We start from the raw sequence: 14,349 nt of genomic DNA on the forward strand, positions 1-14,349 counted from the left end.
TTTTTATCGTTAAGGGGATTAAAACACTTATTTCTTACCGAAATAAGTAACAACCGCAAATCCTAAAATAAAAGTAATAATTGAACTTACAATTGAAATTCCACCAGTCGGAATGCCAGGGAACACAATGACAATCGACCCGATAACGAGCCCAATAATTGCCGCAAATGTCATACTTTTATAACGATCTAACAAATAACTAATTCCTTTACTACTTACAACAAATCCGGCCATCACGCCGGCACCGATAACCACGATTAACGGTAAATTGAGTGTAGTTAAAGCGTTAATTGCTGTTGGATACACACCAATAATTAATAAAATAAATGATCCACTAATTCCAGGAAGAAGCATAGCCATACTAGCCATCCATCCTGCGAAAAATAAACCAATTGCATTTAAAATTGTTAACGTCGTAATCGGGTCAGCTGCCTGATCTGGTTTAAAGAATGCTGTTATTGCAACAAGAATTGCTGCAATTATTAATAAGACAATATGACTACCTTTAAACGTTGCCTTTGCATCAGCTTCTCTCATTAACATCGGTAATATACTAATAATTAAACCGAGAAAGAAAAATTGAGTCGGTTCATAATGATTTGCTAATAAATATTTAATAACGTGACTTAACGTTAGAAAAGCTGCCGCTACACCAGCTGCAAGTGGGATTAAAAACGCTAAATGTTTTTTCCATTCACGACTAAAGAATCCGCTAATTGCTGCGAGCAATTGTTCATAAATTCCCAACACAACAGCGATTGTTCCGCCGCTCACACCAGGAATTAAATCACTAACGCCCATACAAAATCCACGATATATATTACGCCATTCCATACTGAATAAATTCCTCATTTCTTATAGTAATTTTTCCCGTAAATTCTAGTATAACAATAAGAATCATTATATTCTTAATTGTTTTTGACAATAGTTTGACATTTGGACAAAAAAAGAAAGCCACCTATCGGTAGCTTTCTTCTCAAAAGGAAAAATAACCTTATTTTTCTGTTACAGTCTTTAGTTCCTCTACTAACTCTTCTATATAATGCTGTGCACTCTGTGCTGCAATACTACCATCGCCTGTTGCCGTTACAATTTGACGAAGCATTTTTTCACGAACATCACCAGCTGCGAAAATACCAGGAACTTTCGTTTCCATACGCTCGTTCGTTTCAACATAACCATTTTCATTTGTAATACCTAGCTCAACAAACGGTTTTGATAATGGTAACATACCGATGTATATGAAAACGCCGTCAGTTTTAACTTCTTGTTCTTCTCCGCTGTTTACATCTACAAGTGTTACGCTTCCTACTTTACCATTTGCATCGTTAATTTCTTTTATAGTGTGATTCCAAATGAAATCTACTTTCTCATTTTGGAAAGCACGATCTTGTAAAATTTTCTGTGCACGAAGAGTGTCACGACGGTGAACGATCGTTACTTTTGATGCGAAGCGTGTTAAGAACACACCCTCTTCAACAGCAGAATCTCCGCCGCCAATAACAACAAGTTCTTTCCCTTTAAAGAATGCACCATCACATACTGCACAATATGATACACCGCGGCCGCCAAGTTCTGTTTCACCTGGCACACCAATTTTTTTATACTCTGCACCGCTTGAAACGATAATTGCACGTGCTTTATATTCTTTTTTACCAGCAATAATTGTTTTGTACTCTTTACCATCGATGATTGCTTTCACATCACCGTATGCATATTCAGCACCAAATTTCTTCGCATGCTCAAACATTTTATTTGATAAGTCTGGTCCTAAAATAGACTCATAACCTGGATAGTTCTCTACATCTTCTGTATTTGCCATTTGTCCACCTGGAATACCACGCTCAAGCATCAGTGTGCTTAAATTCGCACGAGATGTATATACCGCAGCTGTCATACCAGCTGGTCCTGCACCAATAATAATGACATCATAAATTTTTTCTTCTGACACACTATTCACTCCCATTCATTCATACACATTAAGTTACCCTCATTATACTGTTAGCATCATTTTTTTCCCAATGATTTGCCTACCCTACGTGTGCGTGCGCTTAACAGCCTGCACATACTTTCGTACAGTCGCTACAGATACATTATATACATCACCAAGCTCTGCCTGTGTCATCTTATTTCTTTGTTCGCCGCGCACAATGTATTCAATTGCCGCTGACCAACCGTACACATTTGTAAAAGTCGCTCCAGATGTATATAAACGTATGAACGTGCAAAACCAAAAATTCAAACACTCTTCGATTAATTCATCGTCTTTTTTCGTATAATTGTATAATGCATCCGCGATTCGTACGCACTTTTCAAATTGCTGTAAATCAGCTGGGATGCTTTTATGACTATTAAGTAAAAAGAAATATTTTGCAAGTTGCGATACGATTGGAACACCATTTTTCGCTTGCGTTACATCAAAGAAGAATCCAACCTTCTCTGGTGTTGACAATTCATTCATTAAATATAAAGCTAGCATTTTCTCTTCTAGCGTCGTACTTTGCTGAAATGATTTTCGTAACTCTTCAAATAAAAGATTTTGTCCTTCATCTGCTAAATTCAGTGCATTCCACGGTTCTTTTCCTTTTTTATCAGGATGCAATTCTACAACATGTTGCCACATTTTTTCAGCTACTTGCTGTTCCTTCACCATATACGCAGAGTATGCAAACCAGTAATAAAAACTGACGTCTCCTTCGTACCCTTGACGCTTTAATACTTTGAACCATTTATATGCAGGTTCAAAATGACCAATTGTTGCAAGCGTTGTTCCAAGTTTCAAACGATGCTCAAATGAAATTGGATATACCGAAACTAACTGCCCCGCTAATGACTCTACTTGCTTATGCTCTCCAATTGAATATAGAAAAATAAGCGTATTACAAAGCGCATGCATATTACCAGGATTTTTCTCTAAAATCATTTCTGTTAACTTAAGCGCTTGATCTACATTACCTGATTGAAAATGTGCAATCGCTAAATTATTATGTCCTGACCAAAATTCTGGATATTCTTTCGTAACAACTTCTAGTGTAGCAATCGCCTCTTCTAATTGTCCGTTACGAATGTAGCGGTTCGCTTCTTCTTGCATAACAATTAGCTCATCTTCATCCTCAATCTCTTCCGCACCCATTGCATCTTCTTCCATAATCTCAAGCAATTCTAATGTATCTTCTACAAATTCCTTCTCTTCCGCAACTTCTAAATATCGCTCTGCATACTTCTTCGCCTGTTGAAACAAGCCCATATATGCATAATTATTTGAAATAAAATAATAGCATTGCTCAAGTTCAGGATTGGATCTAACAAGCTTTAGAAATATCTGATTCGACTCTTGATATTCACCAGATTCAGATAATGCTATTGCTAGTTGGCATAAAATAAACGGCTCCTTCTCGCTTTGTGCTGCTCTTCGAAAATATTTAATTGCATCTTGCAATTTTTGCCCTTTATAAGCCCTCATCCCTTTTTTATAAAAGAAGTCCGCTAACTGATTAAAAGAGATAACTTGTCCGTTCTCCTTATATATTCTTTGATTTTTCCCCATATATCCTCCAGTTTTTTGTTTTCTTCGTTCACACATTCTTCTATCTATAAGTATAAACGATTCCGTAAAAAACAAAACAGTATATTATAATCAATTATTTCCTTTTTATTCATAAAAAGAGAAGGGAAATGTTACATTTTTAACATCAACCTTCTCTAGTGGCCATTTCCTCTTTCGTATAAATAATACGCATCGGATTCCCGCCTACGAAAGCGCCGCCTGGTACATCTTTATGGACAAGTGTGCCTGCAGAAACGATAGCTCCATCTCCAATTGTCACACCTGGTAAAATTGTCGTATTCGCTCCAATCATAACTTCATTCCCTATGACGATTTCTCCGAGCCGATACTCACGAATTAAATATTCATGCGCTAAAAGCGTTGTATTATAGCCGATAATTGAATTGTCTCCCACAGTAATCTTTTCTGGAAACATAATATCTGGCATTACCATAAGTGCAAACGACGTTTTCTTTCCTACTTCCATCCGTAAAAACGTGCGATATAACCAATTCTTTACGGATAAAAATGGCGTGTAACGTGCGATTTGGATGATAATAAAATTTTTCATTACCTTCCAAAAAGAAACTGTTTTATACACATTCCACAATGAATTTTCTCCTGAAACAGGATAGCGCGTTGTCCGTCGCACTGAACTCTCTCCTCTACTTATATAAAGTGACACTTTAACCGGCAGGAATCTTACTACCCGTTAATGCGGGACAAAATCGGTAGTAAATCACTCATTTTATCTAGCACATAATCTGGTTTATACGCTTCTAAATACGCTCTACCTTTCAATGTCCATGAAACCGCTACTGTTTTCGTACCTGCATTTTGTCCACCGACGATATCATGATGATTATCACCAACCATCAATGTTTCTTCTGGCTTTGCATCTAATAATTTCAATGCTTTTTGAAGTGGTTCTGGATGTGGTTTCACATGTTCCACATCATCAATCGTCACGACAACATCAAAAAACTGATCAAGTTTCGAAAGCTTTAATCCCATTTCAACCGTCTGTCTCGCTTTCGTTGTAACGATGCCGATCTTATAACCTTGCTTCTTCAATTCTTGAACTGTTTCATATACAGTTTCATACTCTTCCACTAATTCATCATGATGCTCATGATTAAATTGACGATAACATGTAATCATCTCTTCAACCTTACTTGCATCAATCTTACTAAAAGTATCATGCAAAGATGGACCGATAAATGGCAATACATCTTCACGCTTATACTGATTAGAATAATAGTGATTTAACGTATGTAAAAAAGAAGAGATAATAAGTTCATTTGTATTAATTAACGTTCCATCTAAATCAAATAACACTGTATTTATTTTCATCGTCCTTAATCCTTTCATTACCTGAATATGAAAGAAGCAGCATCTTATATAAGATGCTACTTTTCTCTAATTTTCTAAATATCTTTTATCAGCTTGCCCCATTTTTCGTCTCACAATAATGAAAATGATAGAAATAACAACAATTCCAATAGACATTACTTGCGCAATACGAAGTGGTCCTAACATTAAACTATCTGTACGCAAACCTTCTACGAAGAAGCGTCCCACTGAATACCAAATTAAATATGTGAAGAATAATTCACCACGGCGTAAATTCACTTTTCGTAACGCGAGTAGTAAAATAACACCTGCAAAGTTCCATAATGATTCATATAAAAACGTTGGGTGATAATACACACCATCAATGTACATTTGATTAATAATGAAATCTGGTAAATGAAGACCTTCCAAAAACTGTCTCGTTACTTCATCACCATGCGCCTCTTGGTTCATAAAGTTTCCCCATCGGCCAATTGCTTGTCCTAGTAAAATACTCGGCGCAGCAATATCCGCTAACTTCCAGAATGAAAGCCCGCGTCGTTTCGCAAAAAGGATTCCTGTAATAACAGCCCCGATTAAACCACCATGAATCGCCAAACCACCTTGACGAATATTAATAATTTGACTCGGATTTTGCGAATAATATTCCCATTCAAAAATGACATAATACATTCTCGCAAAAAGAATGGCAATTGGTACTGCGATTAATACAAGGTCGATAAATGTATCTTTGTGAATACCAAGCCTTTCTCCCTCGCGAGTTGCTAGCCAAAGACCTAATAGCACACCTGTACCGATAATAACCCCATACCAATAAACAGGGAACGGCCCAAGTTGGACTGCTATACGGTCAAGCTGTGGTACAGAACCTAACAGCATATATATGACCTCCCTCTCCAGAGTCTACTCTTGATTTCCTAACTCAATCGCACTCATTAATCGTTCAGAGAACTGTTGTGCCGCATTGACTCCCATACGTTTTAATCTGAAGTTCATCGCTGCTACTTCAATAATAACAGCCAAGTTTCGACCAGGACGAACTGGAAGTGTAATCTTCGTAAGTTCTGTATCAATAATCTTCATCTTCTCTTCATCAAGACCTAAGCGATCATAATTTTTCTTTTGATCCCAAATTTCAAGATTAATAACAAGTGTAATACGTTTATAATTTCGTACTGCCCCTGCACCGAATAACGTCATTACGTTAATGATACCTAGACCACGAATTTCTAATAAGTGCTCAATTAAATCAGGTGAGCTCCCTACTAATGTATCTTCATCTTCTTGACGAATTTCTACGCTATCATCCGCAACAAGGCGGTGACCACGCTTTACAAGTTCAAGCGCTGTCTCACTTTTCCCGACACCACTTTGACCTGTAATTAAAACACCAACACCATAAATATCTACTAACACACCATGAACAGCTGTTGTTGGCGCTAACTTACCTTCTAAATAGTTTGTTAAACGACTTGATAATCTCGTCGTCGTTTGAGCAGAACGTAATAAAGGCACGCCTGATTCACGTGATGCTTGTAATAACTCATCCGGTACATCTTGATTACGAGTTACAATAATACAAGGCGTCTCCTCAGTACAAAGCGCTTTCATTCTCTCTTGCTTTTGCTCTGTCGTTAACGTATCAAAGAACGTAAGCTCCGTTTTTCCAAGAAGCTGCACGCGATCAGCTGGATAATATGTAAAAAATCCTGCCATTTCAATTCCAGGTCGCGATAAATCACTCGTATCAATCGGACGATGAATCCCTTCTTCACCACTTACTAACTCCAATTGAAATTGTTCAATTAAATCTTTTGTCCTTACTTTCGGCATATGTATAAACCTCCACTCCGCTGCGGGTTCAGTCTCATTTGATGTAAAATTCCATTCTATCGGATATTGTACCATTTTTTTCTTGAAACAAGAAACTCGGTTTCTAATAAATAGAAAAAAACATTTCATATGAATCATGAAATGTTTTTCTTTTTGTCATTTTCTCTTTTTTTCATGTAATGGTTCAACAATTACTTTTTCAATTATCATATTAAAAATAGAAATACAAATTGCCGCAACAATCGCTACACCAAATCCAGATATATTAAAGGCGTCCCCTAATAACGAATCCGTCATCTTTAACGTAATCGCATTAATAACAATTAAGAAGAAACCGAAAGTTACAAGAGTAATCGGTAGCGTAATTAAAATTAAAAGCGGCTTTACAAATACGTTTAAAATCGCCAATATAATACTCGCAATAATTGCAGTTTGTATATTTGCTATGTAAAATGCGTCTGGTGCAACCCCTTTTAAAAGTCCGGATACAGCGATTAACACAACGCTATTTACAAGAAGTGATACAATCCATCTCATTTCCTTACACATCCTTTTAACATATATATTTCATCATACGCTAATAGATAATAAACGCAAGTAACATACATACACTTATATCAACTTATTCTATCCTTCATGCTTGTATACCTACTAACAACCTTACCAGTTTTCCTTAGTGAAATAAAAACCAAGTGCAATTCCCACTCGGTTTTTATTAACAACTTATTGTGATAACTCTACTTCTTTTATTTTCTCTTTCATTCTTGCTTTATCACGATCTAAAATCTCTTTTAAATACTTACCTGTATAAGAGCGCTCTTCTTTCACTACTTGCTCTGGCGTTCCAGAAGCAACGATTTGTCCGCCTTTGTCTCCGCCTTCTGGTCCAAGGTCAATAATATAATCAGCTGTTTTAATAACATCTAAATTATGCTCAATTACAAGTACCGTCTCACCACTCTCAACAAGACGTTGCAACACTTCTAGAAGGCGTGCAATATCATGTGCATGTAAGCCAGTCGTTGGCTCATCTAAAATGTATAACGTACGCCCTGTAGAACGACGATGTAATTCAGAAGCTAATTTCACACGCTGCGCCTCACCACCTGATAACGTCGTAGCTGGTTGTCCTAATTTCATATAACCAAGCCCTACATCTACAAGCGTTTGAAGTTTACGCTTAATTTTCGGGATATTAGCAAAGAACTCTACCCCATCTTCAATTGTCATCCCTAACACTTCAGAAATATTCTTATCTTTATATTTCACTTCTAACGTTTCACGATTGTAACGTTTACCGTGACAAACTTCACACGGAACATACACGTCTGGTAAGAAATGCATTTCGATTTTAATAATTCCATCACCACGGCACGCTTCACAACGGCCGCCTTTTACGTTAAAGCTGAAACGTCCTTTTTGATACCCACGTACTTTCGCTTCATTCGTGTGCGCAAATACATCACGAATATCATCAAATACGCCAGTGTATGTCGCCGGATTTGAACGTGGTGTACGCCCGATTGGTGATTGATCAATATCAATCACTTTATCTAACTGCTCAAGACCTTTAATTTCTTTATGAGCCCCTGGCTTCGCTTTCGCTTTATATAGCTTTTGAGCTAATGATTTGTATAGTACTTCATTAATTATCGTACTTTTTCCAGAGCCAGATACGCCTGTTACTGCTACAAATGTTCCTAGAGGGAATGACATTTTCGCATTCTTTAAGTTATTTTCTTTCGCACCGACAATCTCCACTTTACGTCCGTCACCTTTACGTCTTTCAAGTGGTACCGGAATAAACTCTTTACCGCTTAAATATTTCCCAGTTAATGAATTCTCGTCTTGCATAACTTCAGCTGGTGTACCTGCTGATACAACTTGACCACCATGAATACCTGCACCAGGTCCGATATCAAGTAAATAATCAGCAGCCATCATCGTATCTTCATCATGCTCAACAACAATTAACGTATTTCCTAAATCACGCATTTCCTGCAATGTACGAATAAGACGATCATTATCACGCTGATGCAAACCAATAGAAGGCTCATCAAGAATGTAAAGTACGCCAGTAAGGCGAGAACCAATTTGTGTCGCTAAGCGAATACGCTGCGCCTCACCACCTGATAAAGTTCCTGCGGCACGACTTAACGTTAAATAATCTAAACCGACGTTCACTAAGAACCCAACACGTTCCTGAATTTCTCTTAAAATTAAATGAGCAATTTTTTGTTGTTTCTCCGTTAACTCAACAGTTGAGAAGAACTCCTGTACTTCTTGAACAGAATATTTCGTTACATCGGCAATCGTTTTATCACCAACGAAAACAGCTAGACTCTCAGGCTTTAAGCGTCCACCTTTACACTTCGGACAAGCTTGCTCTGCCATATATTTCTCCATCTGCTCACGAATATAATCAGAACTCGTCTCACGATAACGACGCTCAATATTCGGAATAACACCTTCAAATAAAATTTCATTTTCCTTTACTTGACCAAATTCATTCACATAGCGGAAATAAAGCTTCTCTTCCCCGCTTCCGTACAGCACTTTATCAAATAAATCCTTCGGTATATCTTTCACCGGCATATCCATATCGATGCCGTAATGATTACACACAGATTTTAATAATTGCGGGTAATATTGTGAACTTGTCGGTTCCCAAGGAGCAATCGCATGTTCATTTAATGATACATCCCAGTTCGGAATAACAAGTTCTAAATCTACCTCTAACTTCGATCCAAGTCCATCACAAGAAGGACACGCGCCGAACGGACTATTAAACGAGAACATGCGCGGCTCTAATTCTCCGATTGAAAAACCACAATGTGGACAAGCATGATGTTCACTAAATAGAAGTTCTTCCTCTCCCATTACATCGATTAAAACTCGGCCCCCGCCAAGCTTTAAAGCACTTTCTAGTGAATCTGCAAGTCGGCTTGCAATTCCTTCTTTCACAACAATACGGTCAATAACAACTTCAATTGAATGCTTCTTATTTTTTTCTAAAGTAATCTCTTCCGATACATCCAGCATCTCTCCATCAACGCGCACACGAACATAACCTTGCTTCTTAATATCTTCTAATACTTTCGCATGCGCACCTTTACGCCCTGACACGATAGGCGCTAGCACTTGTAACTTCGTACGTTCAGGATATTCAAGAACACGGTCTACCATCTGTTCCACTGTTTGTGATGTAATTTCAATTCCATGATTCGGACAAATCGGCGTACCAATTCGTGCAAATAATAAACGTAAATAATCATAAATCTCCGTTACCGTTCCAACCGTTGAACGAGGATTACGACTCGTCGTTTTTTGATCAATTGAAATCGCTGGAGATAAACCTTCAATCATATCAACATCCGGCTTATCCATTTGCCCTAAAAACTGGCGCGCATACGCAGATAAAGATTCCACGTATCTACGCTGCCCTTCTGCATAAATCGTATCGAATGCTAACGATGATTTCCCCGAACCAGACAATCCCGTCACAACAACAAGCTGATTTCTCGGAATGGTTACGTCAATATTTTTTAAATTATGCGCTCTAGCACCTTTTACAACAATAAAATCTTTACTCACTCTTTTCACCCTTCCGCTTTTAATTCTAATAGTAAATCTCTTAATTCAGCTGCACGCTCGAAATCTAATGCCTTTGCTGCTTCTTTCATCTCTGCTTCCATCTTCGCAATTGTATTTTCACGTTCTTTTTTCGTCATCTTCTTAGCTGGTGTTGCTTCATATATTTCCGTATCCTCAGCTGCTGTTGTCGCACGAATAACGTCACGTACTCCTTTTTGAATCGTTTTCGGCGTAATACCATGCTTTTCATTGTAAGCTTCTTGTATACTACGACGACGCTGTGTTTCTTCAATTGCAATTCCCATTGATCTCGTTATGCGATCTGCGTACATAATAACGCGGCCGTTTGCATTACGCGCCGCACGACCAATTGTTTGAATTAATGAACGCTCTGAACGTAGGAACCCTTCCTTATCTGCATCTAAAATAGCTACAAGTGATACTTCTGGAATATCTAATCCTTCTCGTAATAAGTTAATACCGACAAGTACATCAAACTTACCAAGGCGAAGATCACGGATAATTTCAATACGCTCTAATGTTTTAATTTCAGAGTGAAGATAATTCACTTTAATTCCTACATCTTTTAAATAGTCCGTTAAATCCTCTGACATTTTCTTCGTTAAAGTCGTAATTAATACACGTTCATTTTTCGCAATCCGGTCATGGATTTCTCCTAATAAATCATCTATTTGTCCTTCAATTGGTCGTATATCAATTGGTGGATCTAAAAGCCCTGTTGGACGAATAATTTGTTCTATTGCTTTCGGTGACTGCTCTAACTCGTACGGTCCTGGCGTTGCCGAAACGTAAATAACTTGATTCGTTTTCTCTTCAAACTCATCAAACGTGAGCGGTCTATTATCTAAAGCTGATGGCAGACGGAATCCATGATCAACAAGCACTTGCTTACGTGCTTGGTCCCCGTTATACATCGCTCTTACTTGCGGAACCGATACGTGCGACTCATCCATAACGATTAAGAAATCCTCTGGAAAATAATCTAAAAGCGTATACGGCGTTGAACCTGCTGGACGAAGTGTTAAATGACGGGAATAGTTTTCAATCCCTGAACAAAAGCCCATCTCGCGCATCATTTCTAAATCATAACGCGTTCGCTGTTCTATGCGCTGCGCCTCTAACAACTTACCGTTATCATTTAATTCTTTTAAACGCTCTTCTAATTCTTTTTCAATATTTTCAATAGCGACCTTCAGCTTTTCTTCACGTGTAACGAAGTGAGATGCCGGGAAGATTGCTACATGATCACGTTCTGCTAATACTTCACCCGTTAATGCATTTACTTCTCGAATACGATCTATTTCATCCCCAAAAAATTCAATTCGAATACAATGCTCATCAAGTGATGCGGGGAAGATTTCAACTACATCTCCGCGCACACGGAATGTACCACGCTTAAAATCAATATCATTACGTCCATACTGTACATCAACAAGTTCACGAAGCAATTGATTGCGGTCCTTTTCCATACCAACTCGAAGCGAAACAACTAACTCGCGGTATTCTTCCGGAGAACCTAAACCGTATATGCACGAAACACTCGCAACGATAATAACATCATCTCTTTCAAATAAAGAAGACGTTGCCGAGTGGCGTAATTTATCAATTTCATCGTTAATTTGCGCATCTTTTTCAATAAACGTATCCGTATGTGGTACGTACGCTTCTGGCTGATAATAATCGTAATAACTAACAAAATACTCCACAGAATTGTTAGGAAAGAAATCTTTCAGCTCACTATATAACTGTCCTGCTAACGTTTTATTATGAGCCATTACAAGTGTTGGCTTCTGCACTTCTTTAATGACATTTGAAATCGTAAATGTCTTACCCGTTCCTGTCGCTCCAAGCAACACTTGCTTTTTCTTTCCACTATTAATTCCCTCTACAAGCTTCTCTATCGCTCCCGGCTGATCACCTTGCGGGGAATACTCTGAGATAATTTCAAATGGATGTTCCAACTAAAAACCGACCTCCTCATAAAAATCTGTATTATTATTTTACCACGAATGCCCATAAAAAACCTAAAAAAACGAACAGATATTCGGTAAAGTTTTCGACAAGTTATATATAGAAAAAGGAAGGAATAAATACTTCCTTCCTCTACTAACTCTATTTTTTAAGTACATATAATAAGTCATATCCATTGCGCCCATTTTCATTCGTACAATCTATTAACCTATATGAAGTTTCTGATTCACGTTGCTCTTTAACAATCCTTTTACAACTATCTTTATGTAACCCTTTATGGTCACCAGCAAATTGATCTTGTCTATTATCTAACACATAAAGTATATCTTTCTCACTATGCTCTAACGTTTGAAAAATCGGGTCACCTTCATGTGTATACTGTACAATTCTTATTTTATCAACTTCCCCTTGTTCCACATTCCAAACGAACTTCTCGAATTTATCTAGATTAGAAATTTCCGCCCCCTTTGCAACGACATCATTCTTCTTATCAATTGCACTGTTAGGTTGTGAACATGCTACTAAACTAAAGAGAAATAAGCATATAAAACCTGTTCTTTTTCCTATCGTTATCCTCTCCTATACAAACTATTGGTATACTAGAAAAAAGCTACTTTCCTCTATGAAAGTAGCTTCTTATTTCCTTTCTCCTTCTTCGGAAAAATAACATATGAAAATGAAATCGCAGTATCCGCTAAAAGAATAATAGCCCACACTTGGCTTACACGGCTTGCTGCTTTATTTAAAACGATTCCTGACTCTAACCAATTCCCCCACTGTTCTACTGGAATAAGCCCATACATGAAGAAAAAGAATATATGAACAGCAATAAACAAAATAAGATGTAAAATCCAATTTTTTATTTCCTGCTTCGCATGCGCCATCCCTGTTACTTCAAGTGGTTCTTCGATAATAGGCGCCGGTTCATTCCGCCACTTCGCAACTAATTTTTGTACATATATATCTAATTTCTTCAAATCCTTTTTCCCATAAAAAACTGCATATAATAAAATGATTACCGTAATGATTTGAAAATTAGAGAACTTCCCTGTTTGATAGTAGTCCACTACTCCTAAAGTTAAAATAAACACTTCATTTACAAGTAGCACAATCCCCATAATAAAACTTGCCTTTTTCAAGCGAAATCCATACCTTAGTAAAAAGAATCCGATAGCTGATAACCAAAATACAATCTCTGCCCCAATTAAAAAATACCAACGATATTCTGCAAGTATACTCATTTATCCCTCTCCCTTTCGTCATATATACGAAAAGCCTCATCCATATATAATAGAAGCTCTTCTTCAATTGGATACATACTCATTTTCTGTGAATCTTCTTTTGACTTTCTTACTTCCCACAATTTATCTAAAAATGCTTCATCACCATTTGCCATCTCTAAACACTTCTGCATTAATTTCTTTGTTGCGCCTTGTACCTCATCACATGATGCTTCCTTACCGTCTTTCATAAAGTTACGTAGTTGCTTTAATAAATTTACCCATTCTAAAACATTCGGGTCTTCTTCACTCATGTTCGGCAAATTATGAAGCAACTTTTGTTCTCCCTTAGAAAAAACTTCATTTTGAAACATCTCACGTATTCGCGGAGACTGTTTCGAAAGCTGAATGAGTTCAAACATAACTTTCCAATCCAGTTCTCCCTCCACATCTACTGAATAAACAACTGCCTGTAAAATACGTTCCATTCGATTAAATTTTTTCTGTTCTTCCTGTACAAATCTAAGTTGCTTTTCAAGCAATACTTTTAAATTGAGCTCATCCGTTATTAACATATTCGTAATCTCTTTTAATGAAAAACCCATTTCTTTTAAAAATAAAATTTGCTGCAAACGAACAACATCTCTCTCGCTATATAACCGATGTCCTCCATCAGTTTTCCCACTCGGCTTTAATAAATCAATTTGATCATAATAACGTAACGTCCTTACTGTAACCCCTGTTTCCCTCGTTAGTTCTTGAATTGAAATCAACTCCATCACCTCTTCTCCTTCATTATAAAAGGTGACG

13 protein-coding genes are annotated in these 14,349 nt (G+C 37.4%); all 13 read right to left on the reverse strand.

The window, feature by feature from the left end:
• Nucleotides 1-27 precede the first annotated feature (27 nt).
• The 13 genes from NSS74_RS22215 to NSS74_RS22275 all read right to left on the reverse strand — a co-directional run bounded on the left by NSS74_RS22215 (nucleotide 28) and on the right by NSS74_RS22275 (nucleotide 14,318).
• Entirely contained in the window at nucleotides 28-834 is an 807-nt protein-coding gene (locus NSS74_RS22215) for a DUF368 domain-containing protein (RefSeq protein WP_061673727.1), read from the reverse strand.
• A gap of 160 nt (nucleotides 835-994) precedes the next feature.
• The gene (trxB, locus tag NSS74_RS22220) at nucleotides 995-1,951 is read right to left on the reverse strand and encodes a thioredoxin-disulfide reductase (RefSeq protein WP_002143727.1); all 957 of its coding nucleotides are present in this window, start codon (nucleotides 1,949-1,951) and stop codon (nucleotides 995-997) included.
• A gap of 84 nt (nucleotides 1,952-2,035) precedes the next feature.
• The gene (locus tag NSS74_RS22225; RefSeq protein ID WP_002143728.1) at nucleotides 2,036-3,547 is read right to left on the reverse strand and encodes a tetratricopeptide repeat protein; all 1,512 of its coding nucleotides are present in this window, start codon (nucleotides 3,545-3,547) and stop codon (nucleotides 2,036-2,038) included.
• Between the two features lie 145 nt (nucleotides 3,548-3,692).
• The gene (locus NSS74_RS22230) at nucleotides 3,693-4,199 is read right to left on the reverse strand and encodes an acyltransferase (RefSeq protein ID WP_002139159.1); all 507 of its coding nucleotides are present in this window, start codon (nucleotides 4,197-4,199) and stop codon (nucleotides 3,693-3,695) included.
• Nucleotides 4,200-4,252: 53 nt separating this feature from the next.
• Nucleotides 4,253-4,900 (reverse strand): pyrophosphatase PpaX, encoded by a 648-nt coding sequence (gene ppaX, locus NSS74_RS22235; protein WP_002089567.1) that lies wholly within the window; start codon nucleotides 4,898-4,900, stop codon nucleotides 4,253-4,255.
• 66 nt (nucleotides 4,901-4,966) lie between these two features.
• On the reverse strand, nucleotides 4,967-5,779 hold the full coding sequence (gene lgt / locus NSS74_RS22240) for a prolipoprotein diacylglyceryl transferase (RefSeq protein WP_002034719.1): 813 nt from the start codon (nucleotides 5,777-5,779) through the stop codon (nucleotides 4,967-4,969).
• A gap of 24 nt (nucleotides 5,780-5,803) precedes the next feature.
• On the reverse strand, nucleotides 5,804-6,733 hold the full coding sequence (gene hprK, locus NSS74_RS22245; RefSeq protein WP_002016091.1) for an HPr(Ser) kinase/phosphatase: 930 nt from the start codon (nucleotides 6,731-6,733) through the stop codon (nucleotides 5,804-5,806).
• Between the two features lie 156 nt (nucleotides 6,734-6,889).
• Nucleotides 6,890-7,270: a phage holin family protein gene (locus NSS74_RS22250; RefSeq protein WP_002089574.1), complete on the reverse strand. Its 381-nt coding sequence runs from the start codon at nucleotides 7,268-7,270 to the stop codon at nucleotides 6,890-6,892.
• Nucleotides 7,271-7,456: 186 nt separating this feature from the next.
• Nucleotides 7,457-10,327 (reverse strand): excinuclease ABC subunit UvrA, encoded by a 2,871-nt coding sequence (gene uvrA / locus NSS74_RS22255; RefSeq protein ID WP_002016096.1) that lies wholly within the window; start codon nucleotides 10,325-10,327, stop codon nucleotides 7,457-7,459.
• A 5-nt stretch (nucleotides 10,328-10,332) separates the two neighbouring features.
• On the reverse strand, nucleotides 10,333-12,309 hold the full coding sequence (uvrB, locus tag NSS74_RS22260) for an excinuclease ABC subunit B (protein ID WP_002016097.1): 1,977 nt from the start codon (nucleotides 12,307-12,309) through the stop codon (nucleotides 10,333-10,335).
• Between the two features lie 151 nt (nucleotides 12,310-12,460).
• Nucleotides 12,461-12,892, reverse strand: coding sequence for a DUF4362 domain-containing protein (locus tag NSS74_RS22265; RefSeq protein ID WP_080118320.1), 432 nt, complete (start codon nucleotides 12,890-12,892; stop codon nucleotides 12,461-12,463).
• 47 nt (nucleotides 12,893-12,939) lie between these two features.
• Nucleotides 12,940-13,560, reverse strand: coding sequence for a hypothetical protein (locus NSS74_RS22270; RefSeq protein ID WP_016102252.1), 621 nt, complete (start codon nucleotides 13,558-13,560; stop codon nucleotides 12,940-12,942).
• Nucleotides 13,557-14,318 carry a MerR family transcriptional regulator gene (locus tag NSS74_RS22275; protein ID WP_016102253.1) on the reverse strand — a complete coding sequence of 254 codons (762 nt, stop codon included), beginning with the start codon at nucleotides 14,316-14,318 and terminating at the stop codon, nucleotides 13,557-13,559. Before NSS74_RS22275 ends, NSS74_RS22270 begins: the two co-directional genes overlap by 4 nt.
• Nucleotides 14,319-14,349: the final 31 nt, after the last annotated feature.

Origin of the sequence: Bacillus sp. FSL E2-8868, assembly GCF_038005505.1 — a bacterium.
Lineage (GTDB): Bacteria > Bacillota > Bacilli > Bacillales > Bacillaceae_G > Bacillus_A > Bacillus_A mycoides.